Origin of the sequence: Bombilactobacillus mellifer (assembly GCF_000970795.1) — a bacterium.
Lineage (GTDB): Bacteria > Bacillota > Bacilli > Lactobacillales > Lactobacillaceae > Bombilactobacillus > Bombilactobacillus mellifer.
The window spans coordinates 48,951-66,248 of record NZ_KQ034037.1; the positions used below are offsets into that span (position 1 = coordinate 48,951).

The window sequence follows — 17,298 nt, forward strand, 5'->3', positions numbered from 1 at the left end:
TTGTTTATATATATATTAACACTTTTAATGTTAATTACAATAAAAAACCCATATTAATTAGACTAATATGAGCTTTTGCCTGTTGTATTTAGTCCATGTTCACACGCATTATGGGACTGATTTGAGTAATTGTATTTTGCTTTTTGTCATAGGTGACTTTAAATATTCTTTGCCCTTTAGATGAATCAGATTCTTGAACTTTGCTGGAACGCCAACTTTGAAACGTTACTAGGATTAATGCATTAATATGATTTTCTAAAGGTGAAAAATCTAAAATAGAAACCTTTTGCTCTTTAAATCTGCAATGAAGTGATAATGAATCAATATAACTGCCACCTAAAGAATCTTTTCCATTATCAAAGAGATTTTTGTTAGATATAATTCTCGGACTACAAATATCAGAAACTAATGCGGTTCTTCTAGCATATTGCTTTTGATTATCCCATGTGTAGTATATATAAAAGAATTTTTTAGATATCCGGGCAATCCTAGAAATATCTGAATTATTATTATCAATGTACTTTATATTGGGGTTTTTGGATTGTTTTATTGCACTTTTAACTTGATATTGAACTTTAAGCTGCTTTGTTTTATATCTTCGCTTTTGCTTCTTCAATTCATTTAGTGATGTGTTTTGTTCGGCTACTAAATTATTATGGTAGTCCATTTCAGATTTATAAATAAAAGCGGTTGCTAGAGTTATACCGGAAGTGATTATTATTATTAATTTTAACAATGTATTATTCATGATATATTATCGCCAACCTTTTCATCAGCGTCACTAGAACTAGTATTGACTAATTGGAAATTGTTGTTGAGCGTGTCATACTTAATAGAGTAAACATCATATTTATGAATTGATATAGCAGGTTCATCTAAATCACCTACTCTTGTATTAGGAATTTTGGGAGTATTGTAATCTACAAGTATTAAAAAGGATATTTCAGGCTGCTTAAACGAAAGAGTTGTGGTAGCAATGTTAAGATTGTTTAAATGATCTGATGCAGTATATATGCCCCCAGATTCGTTCTCCTGAGGCTTTACCTCGTTACAAATGTAATGCCCTAAATTATTTCCTAATATACGAGGCAGCCTTTTTTTAAGCTTATTATAATCACTTTGATTATGAGTATTATTAAATGCTAAATTGAATCCTTCTCTTAATTTATCTTCTGCTGTTTGTAATTTATGGACAGTATCTTGAGAATTGTTTTTATTGTTCTCTATAACGGAATCACAGGATAATGTAGAGTACTTTTTTTTAATAATTGTAGTATAGGCCTTAGTATTGCTTATTTTTGACGCTAGTTCTTTATTTCGGGGATTATTATTTCTGTTAACATAAACTACACTCAAACATACAAAATTTAAAATACATAAAAGAATAGCTATACTCGTTTTATATTTTTTTCTCATTGATTGCCACCTTCAATCTTGCTTTTAATGCGAACTAACAGGTCTACATAGAGTTAAAGAATTGCTTTGACTAATGAGCGATAAAAAAGATTCTTTAAATGTATCTTCGTTAACGTGAGTTCTTTCAGTACGTCCCCCCATTTGTATTATTCCGGTTTTATCTCCTTTCCATGGTGTAGTTAGAATTGCAGTATGACCGTTATTACCTTCTCCTGATCCGCTGTTAACAATGACTACATCGCCGGGCTTAGCTTCTTTTTTATCTATTTTCTTGAGCCATTTGTGGTTTTCAAGAGCATCATTTTCCATAGTTGATGTATTCCACATTGTTGAACTAACGTTATAGCTACAGAGTTTTAAAACTAGCCAAACAAATCCTGAACAATCAGTATGTCCGTCTCTTTTAACTCCAGAAATATCACCTTTAGCAATTTTTTCCATATTTCCAATATCAGTTCTATTGGGCTGACTATATGTGAAATAACCTATTAATTTTTTTGCCGTAGCTACTATGTCATTTGACCCTTCTGAATCACCGAGTAAATCACATCCGTTGGACATGTCTTCATCTATGCCGTTGTTAGCAGTATTTAACGCGTCAATTTCTGCGTTCGATGGATTAATATTTGCACCTCCAAATATGGTATAGGCTTTTTCAGCTCCAGCTTCTCTTTGCAGAAACTTATTAGTTCCAGCACCATTTTCAACGAGTCTATACCAGGTATCTGCGCCTTCTGTAGGGTTTTTAACTTGTTGTAATTGTTTAAAATGTTTTTTGTCGTTATAAATTCCATGCGATATTTGAGTTTGATTGAATGCTTCGAACATATAATCGACTTCATTTTCAACAGATTCAGTGTCATTTTTTACAGGTATTTTGGCCTTCGACCAATTGCCATAATTTGCTCCTGGGGAAACTTGAAATAAGCCGTAACCATGTGTTCCTACAGCTCCAGTAAAACTTCTTGGATCGTCAATTTTTCCCCCTCCAAAGCCAATTTCAGCTTGCATCGGATCAAAATTGGAATCTTCTACGGAAGTATTCCCTACTGCACCGGCTGCTCCATTTCCTCCTATACCCCATTTTTTACCAATTCTCATAAATTCTGCCTTGGCATTAGCGTTAGCTTGTGTACCTTCTTGAGTCCATTCACCATTAGTCTGGTTATTTATTATTTCGGTTTCTTCTGCACTATCTTGAGAGCATTCATCATCATCTTCACTGATTAGTGAGATTAGCATGAGTAATCCTACAAAAAGAAACATTAGCATTGGTATGATAGATAAAAGAATTAAAAAAACATGTTTTTTAAAAAAACTAAACAATGAATTTTTTAGTTTCATATTGGATACCTCTAATTGCTAAGCTAATTCATCATCCCCATCAGGATAAAAATTATAATTGCTAGAAACAAAACTAAATAAATTGCTTTTTTGGTTAAGGACAACTTGTTAAATTTCTTTTTGAGGTAAGTCATCAAATACTTATCATTCATGATGTTTTGGGGAAGTTGTTTCTGAGAGTTAATTTGTAATTGCTCTTGATTTTTGTATTCTTCAGTTACTTTTCTGAGTTTTACAATAGGATGTTTTAAAACGTGATCATGGGTATTTTCGTTATTAATATTTTTTGTACCCTTCTTTTTGGGAAATTGCATTTTTATTCTCCTGTAACGAAGTTTAAAGATAATTACTTATATCTAGCCAACTGTTCATCCAAAAGTTGTGTTTCCCAACGATAACTACGTTCACCAACTATTGTTGTTAGTAGTTGATGTGGTTCTAGATTTTTTAAGGTATCTAATTGTTCAATAGTTACACTGCGATTTCTTTTGAAATATTCACTAATGGCTTTTTGATCACCATTTGATAGTTGGAAAAAATGGTAATACTGGATAAGCCCAAATATTTTATTTACAGCTTGCTGATATTCAAAGTATTCTTTTGAACCTGTTTCATTAGAGATTAAAATGTCTTTTAAAGTGGGAAAAGCTAGAGTGATACCCACGTAGTTTTTTCTCATTTCTTCCATGAAATTAGCTAAAACAGCAACTACATCAGGAAATTGTAATTGAAAGTAATCCTCAGTTTCATCAATATTAATGTAGTAATAATCAATATTCATTCCTAATTGATCATCTACTAGTTGATGGTTTTTAATTTTCTGTCTAATCTTCTTGCCATTATTAACGGTATGACTTGAAATTAAAGATAAATAGCTAAAAAATTGCGCTTGGAATAATTTATTATCCGAACTAGTCGTCGACATAGCTTTTACGGCACTCATATCAAAAGTTACTACTCGTTCTTTTTCTAAATTAGGGATTGTAGTGTGGCCATCAAAAATATCACTATGTTTTTCCAGTAATAATCTAAATGTATGAGTGATATTTTTGATACTTTCTAATTCCACGTTATTATTAGAAATTTTAGATTCTTTTAAATGCTGCTGTTCTTCCAAAAATATTACAAACTCACTGAGCGTAGGATATTGTTCATGGGGTAAATTTAAAACGTTAATTTTATCTGCATTGTGGCGTGGATTGACAGTCCACATGCCCTTTTGGATATAAAATTGATTGAGAAGCCCTTCAAGCATTTTTAAGTCATTTTTGGATAAACTATCGTCTAATATGTGTGCCGTAGTTTTAATTCGGGAAATATTTTGATTAAACGAACCTATTTCTGATATTTTGTTTCCGGCAGAGTTGGTTACAGTAGGAAATATTTCGAATATGTTAACTTGATTTTCTTCTTTAGTCGTATCAATGATGATTCCTTTTTGATTTAATGTAGATTGCGTGTATTCTCCAGAAACATCAAAATTTCTAATATATTCTCCACGCATAAATGCATCATCATTTAATTGTTGTAAAAAAGTAGATTTTCCCATACCCGACTGACCTGCTACTAATGAAAAAACTCGAGTACGATTATTGTTTTTTAAGTTAAAAGGATTAAATATGAATGCACCATTTGTTGGAGTGAACCCGAAGTAATGACCGCCTTCATCAATGAGGTTGATATAATCGAACATGTATGATCCACCTAGATCGTATGCTTCAATGTCCTTAGCTAGACGATGATTAGCCATTTTTTCTTGTTTTGAGAGCGGCATAAAGATACTTTGATAATCGTATTTTTGCTCATCAATGAATCTACTCATTGCATAGGCATAATAGTTCTCTCTAATTTCTTGTACGTGATTTAAGAGTTTTGATAGAGAAGTATCGTAGATCATTAGTCGTAAAAAAATCTTTTTTTCAGTTTCTGATTCCGTGTCTAAATCGCTCAATAACTGATAGAACTTTTGTGCTTCTGACTCAGAGCCGAGAGTTTCAGAAGCCTTTGAATGTGAATCTATCATTCGAGATTGCAATTCACTGATAGATCTATCTAGTTCACTTTGGATTTTTTGTTTACTTTGTGTGCCAATGCTTAAAAAGGCAATAACCTTTTCCTGATTAACTAATGATGATAGCCAAAAAAAGCCCAGATTATTTTTAGGATATTTATAAACATCCAGGAAAGTAACAAAAGCATTTCCCATTTCAATATAACCTGAGTGAATCTTAATATTTCCCGCTGGTTGAGTGTCGGCTATAAATTGTAAATCATAACCATTTCTAATTAAATTCCTTCTATCATATTCTGAAAATTTCATTGGTTTGCCTCTGTTTAATTATTGTGTCCAACTGTTAGGGGATTATTGATTCTATGACATAATGTTTCCTTATCTTTAACGGTCATTTTGTGGAGGCGTAAAGTGTTACTACTTAATCTAAAAATATTATTTACTGCATTTTTTAGTAGTGGAATAGTATTTTCATAGACAATAAGTACATACCCCTGGTTCAGTAGATTAATGTCAATGGATTTAAAAATTGCTATGGTTTCCTTGATATATTTTCTTTGTGCTAACAGTTGTTCCCGCTCACGTTCTGATAGTTTGTCACTATTGTTTGCTAATAAATTTTCTACCTCATTAAGTTTTAGTGTCCATTCATTTTGTTGCTTGTGTGAATCATTGGGCAATGGCAGAGATATGAATTCAATATCGTCTAGATACTGGCGTAAAAAAACTATAAAATCACTCACAACACTTTTCATGGCTTCATTGGGCAAATCAGCTAACGCCTGACCCTCTACTTTAATCATTTCTGCAAAACCCACTGTTTCGTTATACTCATTAGACAGAATCAAGTAATGATTAGGATCATGCGTTAATCCCTTGTATCCTAAAAGGTCAATAGAGCTTTTAAAAAAGTGTTTATCAATGGTGCTCTGTATATCTTCTTCTTGTTCGTTGGATAATCTATTTTTTTTAAGAATATATTTATTAATAAAATTGCTAGCAATACTGCCATTGTTTAAAATGTTTTTCTTTTGTTTTTGGGTCTCTTGAATCACTAAATTATTGGAATTAATGTTTTGAATTAAAGGTTTTGTGTCTTTTGATTTATTTTTTGAGTGCGGAATGTTTAATTGTGTGTTATTTCTCTTGTTATTATCATTCATGTTATGTGCCATTTTTTAACTAGACTGTTTTTTATTGAAAATCATTGAAGTTGGTTCAAATACAGATACATTAATACTTCTAAAGAAATTATTGTTTCTTTGAAATGATAGAAATAAAAGCTGATAGTTCCTTTTCTGAGGATTGCTAGATGGTCTGATTATTGAATATATTGAAAGCAAAATTGCACAAATATTAAAAATGGTTTGTGGTATTGGAGATTTGCAGTTTATAAAAAAAAACTTAAAGTAATTGATTAATACAAAACTGCTGATTAGCACTATTAAATCTGTTAAATAGATTGGTCCTAAAATTTTTATTTCGTGTTTTAAATTGGAGTGAGCACCAAAACTACGATTAAATTGAATCATTCACATCACTTTCTTTCTTAATATTTTATATATATATCTTAACATACAAATTATATATCTTTTTTGCATCAATAACTGATGTTTACATGCCTGTTTATACTGAAAATATATTTATACCAAAAAAAAGAGCTGCTATATTTATAAAAATTATATAGCAGCAGAATATATATTAATATAAAAAAGATGATAAAACCGGAACTCTTTTTTACTATTTCAAAGGTTTATTAGAATCTTGACTATCACGCAAATTATTGCCGTTTCCATTATTTCCATTGTTTAACTTAGAGCTTGAATTATTTTTATTGTGATTGATACCTTCACTAGGTTTTAAGGGATCGATATTTTTTGTAACAGGGTTCTTGTAAGGAACATTCTTAGTACCATCCTCCGCTGTGTTGACAGTAGAGGTTGAGGAATGTTGTGTCGAACTAATACTACTATTTTGGCCAGATTGCAAAGACTCTGAACGGGTTGTGGTTGAAATGTTATATTGGGTGCCACCATTTCCATCTTCCGTAGGTTTTATAGTTTGACTTGCCGGAGAGTCCAGCTCCACCTCATTCTTGAAGCTTTCACCAGGTTCTGGGGCTTCAGAGGCTCCTGCAACAGGATTATTGTATGGAACGCTCCCAGTACCATCCTCCGCTGTGTTGACAGTAGAGGTTGAGGAATGTTGTGTCGAACTAATACTACTATTTTGGCCAGATTGCAAAGGCTCTGAACGGGTTGTGGTTGAAATGTTATACTGGGTGCCACCATTTCCATCTTCCGTAGGTTTTATAGTTTGACTTGCCGGAGAGTCCAGCTCCATCTCATTCTTGAAGCTTTTACCAGGTTCTGGGGCTTCAGAGGTTCCTGCAACAGGATTATTGTATGGAATGCTCCCAGTACCATCCTCCACTTTGTTAACAGTAGGGGTAGAAGGATTGTTAATCGAGTTATTATTAATATTTTGACCGGATTTAAAAGGTTCTGAATTATTTGTATTTTGAATATTATATTGAGAACCATTTTGGTCATCTGTCACTGATGTTATATTGTGATTTGGAGAGTGCTTCCTAACGTTATTATTATTAGTTTCATTGGATTTTGGAATATTGGAAGATTGAGCAGTAGGCTTACTATATGAGGCTTTATCACCAGAATTAATAGACCGTACGTTTTTATTATTGGAATTTTGATGCCCAATATTCCTGTTAGGATTCTTTACAAACTTTGAAGATGTCTCCTTTACTGTATTAGATCCATTACTTTGACTATTGGTAGTCGGGACATTATCGTTATTTGTTTTAGCATTATTATCAGATGGGTATCCTTCTGATATTTTATCGTTCGAAATTTTTGAACCTGGGCGTTTCATTTCATCAGTACTATTGACGTTAAAGTTGCTTTGTGATGATGATTTATTTGCGGAGTTATTAGGGCTACTATTTACTTTATTTTTATTAGTTTTTTCCTGGTCTATACTTCCATCATCATTGTTTTGTTCATTTGGAATGTTATCATCATTTTCTTTTAAATTCAGATCTTTAGATGCAACATCATTTGTACTATTTGCATTTGATGAACTCTTATGATTAACCGTATTGGGATTGTATTTATGAGCTTGAGAAGCATAACCTTTATAAACTCCATTTTGAAAATCTTTAGTACCATTTTGAATGCCTGAAGCTACTTTATTTTTAACTGCTCTCGGTGCACTTTGGATATTCTTTAATAGTTTTTTAGATCCTTCTTGTAGCTTACCATCCTTAATCATATCGAATCCATGCTTAACAGTATCTCCTGCTTTATTAATACCCTTAGTTATTCCCCGCACGCCAGCTTGGCTAGTTACAGCTGTAAAACCTGCAACGCGTCCTACAGTTTGACCTAAGCGATTGATAGTAGAAGTATCTGTATCAGCCTTATTCAGTTCTTCTGCATCTTTAAGGTTATTGTTAGAATTGTTTTCTTTGCCTTGTTTATCTGAATTTTGTTCTTCAGAGGATTTATTTTGGGTTTTACTTTTAGGTTTTCCAACACCATCATTATTAAAATCATTTAAAGTTGGTTTTTTTCTATTCTTATTAATACCCTTTTTAGCAGCATTAGTAACCGATCCCATGACTTTCTGGGTACCGTTACTTATAGTGCCAATACCCCCTCCAAAAGTTCTCATGGCTAGTAATGATGTTAATATACCTTGAGTATTGCCCGTAGGTTGACCGATAATATTGCTTACACTGTCAACACCTTGCATAGCGCCGTAAAAAAGTGCTAAATCGACAATAAATCTTAATACACCAACTGTTAGAGGGTTAGTCAATATTAGTGAACCCGAAGAATAAGAAACAGGATTATGATATAGAACATTGAGGATAAATCCATTCAATATGTGATATGCAACAAACCATAAGCGCAACATGACCACATCTATAACCATCAATTCAAACAGGCCAAAATAATTTCTGATGTAGTTCTTAACCTTTTCGCCTTGCGTAGTATGTGCATCGATATTTAGCGCCGCAGTAGCATACATGACAATAGCTTTATATAAATTGGTGATTAACTTGATTATAAAACCGACTAACACAATAAAAATTGTTGCCAAACCTAATATGATATTAAACCAGTTGACTTTATAAACGGCATAACAGTTGTATACGCTTTTTGGTAAAATGTGTACGCCATTTTTAAATTGAGAAAATTGAGTTAAAAAAGCCGTATCTCCTACGCCACTTATATAATACTTAAAAATATCGCCGAATTTATCTTTGTCAGATTGTCCAAATAGCCCTTTGATATCTTGAATTTTATTATTCACAGTATTTTGAACATCATCAACTGCACCTTTACTATTTTTCTTATCTTTTTGTTCGTGTGTAGTTTTATATAATTCTTGTAATTGATCCAATCTGTCTTTTGACAAAATTACATCGGAAGTCCCATATGAATTTAAAAAAGAATTGACAGTTGTGGAGCGTAATCCATTCCATAGATTTTGTTCTTTAGGGGACATGGCTTCTAGATTAATTGTAATTGGGGTGGTATTAATGCTTTGTCCAATGACGCTATTTTTCAAAAATGGTTTCTTATCGGATAAATAGCTTTTATCATTGAGTGATACTTTGTCTCCAGGACTTTTGCTAAGCAAACGATGAGATAGCGAATATACGTTGGAATAAAAAATATCATCTGATAATTTATCGATTTGACTACTTGTATTACTTACATTTAGGGCATTATTGGCAAATTGTTCCATACCAGAGGCGAGATAATTGGTAGCTGCTGGCAGAGCAAAAACAAAAAAGGATCCCAGTGCAAAATTATAAATAACGTGTTTGATACGGTTGAACTCATTAGAATCAGCCAAAAAGATTGTGCCAAATAAAAAAATTAAGAATGTTATGATGAAAACTGTAAATCCAATAGACTGCGACCATGTATACCAGTCATGTATTTGAGTGTTTTGATATCTAGAACCATTTAAATTGAAAAGAGAAAATAATTTTACGTAAAAAAACTCTAGTGCATTGTTTACTGTATAAAAAAACTTACCGATCGCTGCTACTATCCATCTTAACGGATTATACAAGGGAGAGGTGATCGATAGATAGTTATCGAATCTAACATAAAAATCGATAATAGATCTGTTAGTTCCTCCGCCCGAATATGCAACTGAAATAAAATTGTTCACTAGTGGTATGCCACCACTTTTTGATTCTGCAATATTATTTGGAATTGTTACTAGAAGCATTAAAAGGCTTTTTAAGGAGAAAAAAACTTTATAACTAAACACTGTGAATGCCCCCATTCAATTACTATATTACTAATATTTATTATATATACATAAAACCCAGAATTCACTTTATATTTGCTATTTGGGACTATAGTTCAGAACTAAATAAGCTCAACTTAGTTATTAAACTTTCTAGGCTGTCTGAGCCATAATCTTGTTGTTGTTTTAACACTGGATTCAATATTTTGTCTATCAGATTTAACATTACTAATAAATAACTGCATACATTAGCATTTTGGCCTCGAATAAGGCTATTTATCAATTCTTTATTGAATATGCGATTTAAAACTATAATTCCAATGGAATTTTTAAATTGCGAATCAAACTCAACATCTTTGGATTCATCATTTGACAGATTAAAATAGTATTGGAAGGGTTTGAATATATATAATAATGCTTGCGAATATGAAATTTGATTTGGAGACGTATTTTTAATTTTAAGATCATCTAAATTAGCTTTAATTTTATTGTATAGATCATTTTGAAAAAGTGCTTTGCCTTTTTCTGTTAATACCCAATCATCAACAGTCTGAGATAAAATTTTAGAGTTTGTAAAATAATTTATAAATAGTGTATTTAAAACTATTATTGCATTATACTTTTTGACTTCATCCTTATCGATAGAATCTTGGGATTGTAAGTCATTAATGATGGTTGCAGTTAAGTTATCTTTTTCGAACTCTCTTTGATCTTCAGCATCATTTTTTTCTTGTAAAACCTGAGTAGTTTTGTTCTCAATAAAAGCCATTAAATGGGCAATAGGCTTGAATTTCTCAGATTTATCAATTTGGAAAATCTGTAGATTCTGGCCAAAGTCGTTTTCCCTTAAAACATCGCTAATTAATGATTCTACCTGCAATATATGATCTAGCTTTTCAATGGGTTCATAGGATTTCACTTGTTTTTCCAGTTCTAACAAAGGCTCAATAATATTTATAGATTCATCTTTAGTATATTCATTAAAAATGCTATTTAATTTAGTTTGAAATATTTCAATATATATTGGGTCTAAGTTAGAATTTGTAATTTCTTGCAGTATTCGGGATGCTATTTTAGTTGTCAGAGTGTCATCCATTGGATTATTTTTTTCTAGCTGTTCATAAATTCTTTCAAAAGGAATGCTATTGTCCTCAATATTAAAGTATTTATGAGGTGTTAGTACAGGTATGCTATTCAAAGAAATGTTATCTGCAAAGGATGCGCTTAAAAACCACCAAGAATAAGGTAATATAAATTTGCCACTATCAAATACAGGCAATGGTTCGGTGCTTGCACCGGACAACTTTGCTCGATCAGTTGTTCTCAAGATTGCAATTTCTCCAGGTAAAAAATGTCTCAACCGGGATGTGGGCATAACTTTTTGAGAAATTTCATTGTCATTATAGTTAGTAGATGAGATCTTTGTAGGATCGTGATTTTTGGTTGTAACTGTTACTGTTCTCTCACCAAAACCGTTAGAAATTTCTTTGAGCGTCTCTTCTGATTTAGACAATATATAATCCGTCATTCCACAATTGGCAATTATAATTTTGGCTTTCGCATCACCATATATTGAATGTAATTGTTCTTTATCTTGAAAAACGATTAAAAAAGAAATCCATCTAGATAATCCAATGGATAGCTTTTGATCTAAATCCGGAATAGGAGGTAATTGACCAAGCTCATCTAGGATAAATTGCAAAGGACGCTGTATATGTCTTTTTTTAGTATAGCTAGATGCTAGGTCAGACAATACGTTAAAGCATTGATTGATTATGAAAGTTGCTAGCTGATTGAGTTCTTTGTTCTGTTCTGGTGTTATTAAAAATAAAGCGGTTGGTCGTTCATCATATAAAAAGTTAAATTGATCTTGAATTAATAATTCGGGATAATTATTGTCTTTATTTTTATAAGCTAAGCTATTTAATTCCTTTATCTCTCCAATATTTTCTTCCGAAAATTCCGTTGGATTAGGTTGTTTTATAATTTCAGTGTCAATTTTCTTTAGTACTGGTTTATGACTAAAATGATCAATGACTTTGCCATCAGAAGTTACATCCATTTCTGAAACTATTGGGGCTTTATGATAATCGGATTTAAGATGTTGGACTTCTTCAGCTGTATAATAGGATTTCTTGCACTGAATAATCCATTTGTAAGTTTGAAATGAACGCTCATCATGAATTTTAAAAACAATAAAAAAGTTTTCTTGCGGAATAGATTTTTCAATCGGAATTTTGGCCATTCCTATTTCCGAAAGCTGAATATTAGATTTCTCAAATATTTCTGGATTCATCAAATTAGGCTTATTCATTTGTGATAAATGAATTTCAGTAGTTAAATATTGTACCTTAAAAGCTCTGTTGAACTGTACGGAAATAATATGATCGAAACCTAATAATTCTAAATTAATACTATTCATAGAAGTCATTTTAGCTACTTCTGGTTCCTGGTATATTCTTAGCTTTTCGATAAAAGTACTATAAATATTTCCGGAAGTTTCTTTTCCTGCCATTTTAGATTGCTGAAATTTTTGAGTGGCCTGATTTAAAATAGCTAATTGATTTTGTTCAATGTAGTCTAATTTAGTTGAGTCTTTTGCATATTTATTTCTTAGTTCTTGAAGTTTAGCTTCTAAATGTTGAAAATAAATTATTAGTCTGTTTGATGCTTCTTTTGTCGTATCTTTTGTAGCATCTTCCCCGCCCAATTGTAGAGTGCTTTGTAAAACATTCGTAATTGTGATTCGATTCCAAGCATCATGATTTGCATATAATTTATCCTGGTCAGTTGTGTTAATTGCTAATTCAGGATGTAAATCTGCATAATATTGACCGTTAGCATAAGCTAGCAGACTAAATACTATTGCATCAAATAAAGATGCTGCAGATGTATAAAAATACTTATTTTTTCCCTGGGAATCTGGATCATAGATAGTATAAGATAGTTGCGAACACTCACGAGATGCGCGACTAATATCACCTATTTTTGCATATTCAATCACTAATTGTAGTGGGTTATAGGACATTGAATGCATAGTGTTTTGAATATTGAGAATTAGCACATTATATCCTCTTTTTCGAAGAGTTAAATATGTGCCAGCAGATAACTCATTTTTAGAGTCATTTACAATCATATTAGGCTTGAATTTATTTTCTGCTCTGGAATTTATGTCGTTTTGAACATTAATGATCATCTGTCCTTTACCAGAACGAGTAATTCCGTACAGTAATACATTCTGCATTTGTAAAGACAAATAGTAGTAGCCAGTAATTCCTTGTTCAATAGGGATGGATTTTTTCAACATTTCCAATCCTACAAGTTTGGCACTTAGCAAAGGGTGTGCATAGATTGCCTGCATTGTATGTCCAATGGATGCTTCGCCCAAATACTTTTTTTCTCTACCCTTTATTTCGTTCAAATAAGAACTATTACTTTCAGTTGAAATGATTGAAGCTTGCGGCTCCTCAAATTCTTTTGTGGAGCTTTTTTTCTTTTGTTTAACATATTCTATTAACATACTATGCTTGATTTTTTGTCTAATTACTGGGAATAGCTTAAATAAAATATAACCTACGCCAAATATTTCTGATAAAACCAAGGGTGTAGATAAATATAATGGTGCAGCAAATATTTCTCTTTGTAGAACTTTTAACAGCCTGAATAACAGCTTAAATAGGATAAATAGGTCGATGATAACTGACCACAGAAAGTGTAAAAATCGCAGTGGCGAAAACCAAGGAATTAAGGTATATGGTTTATTAAGATCAATGAGAGTACCTAATAAAAGCCCAATTATTAAGGTAAATAATATAATTTTAGCTATAAATTCAAATCTTTGTATTTCGGAATATTTAATATTTAATAGATTTTGTATATTCTGCGTTTGAGTTTTAATGGTTTTATTGAGTTTCCCTTTCCAGTTAAATTCATGCATGATTATTGGATTGGGGGAATTATGAAATTCAAAATAGCGGTCAGGGATTTTATAGGTTTCATTTTTAATTTCTTTACTTGTAGCAATTCTATCAGAGCCGTATTCATTATTATTGAGGTTTCTAGATTTGGTATACAGCTTCATAAAGTACTGAAATACTGGAATTTCAGCTACTATAAAGAAAATTACATGTAGAAATTGGCTAATTAATTTACCATGTCTAATAAAAAAATTTACCGAGCCAAATTGTAAGTGACTAAGAGTTTGTGCATTGATAATTAATGAATTAATACAAAGGATATTGTTTTTAACAAAATCAATAAAACTTTTATGATTTGAAGATAAGACGCCGACATTAGGATCCAAAAGTATAACTATGAGTACTTGTACTAAATTACAAACTAAAGTAGCACACATGTAGGCTAATATGGTTCCAAAGATTAAGACAAGGTGTGATGCATTATAACCTAGATGGAAAATGTTATACCCTTTTTCATTTAAAGTTTTATCTTCACTTTGTTTGCCCCAAATTTTTTTCAATAGTTGTACTTCCTTTTTGTCATAATAATTATTTCAGCCAAGGCAATCTTACTTTTTTACTGGTTTGATTATTTTTTTCTTCTTCACTAATTTTTATGAGTTGTTGTTCATGTTCTTTTTGTTTTTGTAAGTCCTGATTCCGCATTTTTATTATTTTATCTGTAGCGCTTAGTAACTGCTGTTCTTGAATGTTTAGTGGTGTCAAATGTACTTTGTCGGCTGATGTGCTAACTTGGGAACTATTAGTAGAATTAGCATCATTTTGGCTCAATGCCGTTGAATTATGCTGAATTTCTTCCAGTTGTTTATTTAGTTTTTGAATTATATGTTCTTTGTCCTTAAGTTCTTGAATATTTTTTTCATTGACTTCTTTTAACTCTTTATTGTTTTGTGTAATTTGGTCTTTTTCTTGTTGTTCCTTTTGTAAAGAATTGATTTTGAAATTTAAATCCTTAATGACTTTATCTTTCTGATTAAGTTCATCAATGTGCTTTATGCCCGTATCTTTTAACTCTTTGTTGTTTTGAGCAATTTGGTTTTTTTCTTCCTGTATCTTTTGTAAAGAGCTAATTTTGGTATTTAACTCCTTGATAATCTTGTCTTTCTCACTCAATTCTTTAATATGTTGGGTTTTCGCATCTTCCAACTCTTTATTATTTTGGCTCATCTCATTTTTTTCTTGCTGTAACTGCTGGAAGGAACTAAGTTTTGTATTTAGCTCCTTGATAGTTTTATCTTTGTTAGTAACTTTAATTTTTTCTTGCTCCCAGTTACTTTTTATAGTATTTAGTTCTTTTTCTATGCTCATTTTTTGATTCTGTGCTGTACTATACTGGTTTAATATATGCATTCGATCATTGTTTAGCTGAACAATTTTTTCTTGATTTGTTTGTTGCTGTTTTGTTAATTCATCAATTGTTTTAGTTTGTTGCTGGATTATATGTTCTGATTTAGATATTTCTCCTTTTGTATTCTTTGGAGTAATTTGTTTAGCCAAGATCAGATCTTTTTGAGACTTGTTAAATTCAGTTTGCTTTTTTACAAGGTTCGATGTTTCAGTACGCCAGTTATTTTGATTTTTTTCTAGCATTCCATAAAGCTGCTTATAGAGGTTGTCACCTTCCGTTATAAAAACATGGAAACAATCGATAAGATTATTTCTAATTACAACGGGCAATTCTAGATCTATTTTTTTATTTATATTTTTCAAAGTATTGTTTAATTCAGCATTTCTTTTGTCTCTACTATCATTGAGTATTAACTCGGTCTGAGCATTGATTTTTTCTTCTAAGATTATTTCTTGATTTTGAAATTTAGAATTTATTTCGGCAATATGAGTTTTTAACTTTGATTCATACTCTTTAGTTAGTCGTTCCTGGACTTTTTGAATTTCTATTTTCTGACTTTTAGCCAAATTTTGTTTGGCTTTATCAAGGTGTTTTTTATAATAAGCCTTGCTTCTTTTTATCAATTCTTCATCGTTTTTGAACTGTTCTTCAATGTTTTGAGTCTGTTGTATTTTGTTTTTTATAGAATCTATCAGAATATTTTCAATATTTTTGGCGATTGCTAATCTAAGCTCATTTTCTTTATTACTAATTAAGTGATTGGCAGCTTCTTTAAAATCATTCGATTTTTCTAGAAAGTATATTTGATTGTCAAAATCCGTTGATTGAACGGCTTCTTCTAAGATTGTTGATTCAGTAGCGATAGGATTGTAATCAAAGTTTTTCCATTTGGGCAATATCTCTGACATGAGTGCTTTGATTTCTTTAGATTGGAGCATTTCACGAATTTGTTTTTCTAGATATTCAGAAGGATTGTTTGAAACGGGGCTTATATCCTTTGATTTCGCCTGCTGGATTGATGGGCTAGCTTCCTCGACTTTTAAATTATTAGAAGTGGTGGATGTCTTTTTATCAACTGTTTCTTTAATGCTCTTTTTTGCTTTATCTAGATTATTTTGACTATTATCAACCTTTTTTATACTTTTTGTTGCAGACTGATTCATTGTGTTTGAAAAAGCAGGGATAATGATGGAGTGAGAATTTTGATTTTGAAATTCTATAAATGATGGTTGTGTTGCTATGTTACTTTTAGATAATGAACTTTGGTCTAGAAAATCTTCTTCGATAATATTAGAAATTTCACAATTCAGATCATATTCTTTTTGTAAATCCTTAATAGCTTCAAATTCTTCATTTTTGTAACCAAAAAAGATTAATTTATTGAGTAAGTACGTGGAATTGCTAAATTCTTTATTTAATTCAACATCAGTAAAATGCTTTACTATATATTCATTTTCTAAAAAGGGACGGTTATTGATAAATACTGGTTGATTTTGTTTATCAAATTTGAATTTATTAATATGGATTGTTATGTCTACTTTGATGGGATTATAAGCTGACTCAGGTGCATTATCTTCATTGTGCAATATTAACTGTTTATAAAATTGGCCAAATTGACTTAAAGCATATGCAGAAAAGTACCATTGCCGTTGTTTTTTCACTTGAACTAACTGACTGTAGTTGCTATTTTTTCCTGTTTCTATCCATGTTTTGTAGGCTTTATCTAAATAATTATTGGTTTCAGGGGTTTCTGAATATAATTCGCACATAGCTGTTGTATCAATAATTGCATTTCTATTATTTTTTGTATTAATTCTGGATAAAATTGACACTCCTTAAACACCTCTTTGAGCACTTAATATTGTAATTTTATTGTCTTTTTGATATCAAAATTATATCACAGTTTATAT

Annotated in this window: 10 protein-coding genes; all 10 read right to left on the bottom strand. The window is 31.2% G+C overall.

Features of this window, described 5'->3' with window-relative positions; translation table 11 throughout:
* Window positions 1–88: 88 nt before the first annotated feature.
* On the bottom strand, window positions 89–748 hold the full coding sequence (locus tag JG30_RS08250) for a hypothetical protein (protein WP_046318074.1): 660 nt from the start codon (window positions 746–748) through the stop codon (window positions 89–91).
* Entirely contained in the window at window positions 745–1,416 is a 672-nt protein-coding gene (locus JG30_RS08255) for a hypothetical protein (protein ID WP_046318076.1), read from the bottom strand. The genes JG30_RS08250 and JG30_RS08255 overlap by 4 nt, the downstream gene beginning before the upstream one ends.
* A 24-nt stretch (window positions 1,417–1,440) precedes the next feature.
* Window positions 1,441–2,760: a phage tail tip lysozyme gene (locus tag JG30_RS08750; protein ID WP_052725284.1), complete on the bottom strand. Its 1,320-nt coding sequence runs from the start codon at window positions 2,758–2,760 to the stop codon at window positions 1,441–1,443.
* Between the two features lie 23 nt (window positions 2,761–2,783).
* Complete coding sequence (locus tag JG30_RS08265) at window positions 2,784–3,074, bottom strand: hypothetical protein (RefSeq protein ID WP_046318078.1); 291 nt, start codon at window positions 3,072–3,074, stop codon at window positions 2,784–2,786.
* A gap of 32 nt (window positions 3,075–3,106) precedes the next feature.
* The gene (locus JG30_RS08270) at window positions 3,107–5,080 is read right to left on the bottom strand and encodes a P-loop NTPase family protein (protein WP_046318079.1); all 1,974 of its coding nucleotides are present in this window, start codon (window positions 5,078–5,080) and stop codon (window positions 3,107–3,109) included.
* Window positions 5,081–5,094: 14 nt separating this feature from the next.
* Window positions 5,095–5,934: a hypothetical protein gene (locus JG30_RS08275; RefSeq protein WP_046318080.1), complete on the bottom strand. Its 840-nt coding sequence runs from the start codon at window positions 5,932–5,934 to the stop codon at window positions 5,095–5,097.
* A 15-nt stretch (window positions 5,935–5,949) separates the two neighbouring features.
* A complete protein-coding gene (locus tag JG30_RS09320; protein WP_179854065.1) occupies window positions 5,950–6,303 on the bottom strand; it encodes a DUF5592 family protein in 354 nt (117 codons plus the stop codon).
* A gap of 208 nt (window positions 6,304–6,511) precedes the next feature.
* Window positions 6,512–10,084 carry a DUF8208 domain-containing protein gene (locus JG30_RS08280; RefSeq protein WP_046318081.1) on the bottom strand — a complete coding sequence of 1,191 codons (3,573 nt, stop codon included), beginning with the start codon at window positions 10,082–10,084 and terminating at the stop codon, window positions 6,512–6,514.
* Between the two features lie 88 nt (window positions 10,085–10,172).
* Window positions 10,173–14,540, bottom strand: a complete 4,368-nt coding sequence (locus JG30_RS08285) for a type IV secretory system conjugative DNA transfer family protein (protein WP_046318083.1) — start codon at window positions 14,538–14,540, stop codon at window positions 10,173–10,175.
* 28 nt (window positions 14,541–14,568) lie between these two features.
* Window positions 14,569–17,220 carry a hypothetical protein gene (locus JG30_RS08290; RefSeq protein WP_046318085.1) on the bottom strand — a complete coding sequence of 884 codons (2,652 nt, stop codon included), beginning with the start codon at window positions 17,218–17,220 and terminating at the stop codon, window positions 14,569–14,571.
* Window positions 17,221–17,298: the final 78 nt, after the last annotated feature.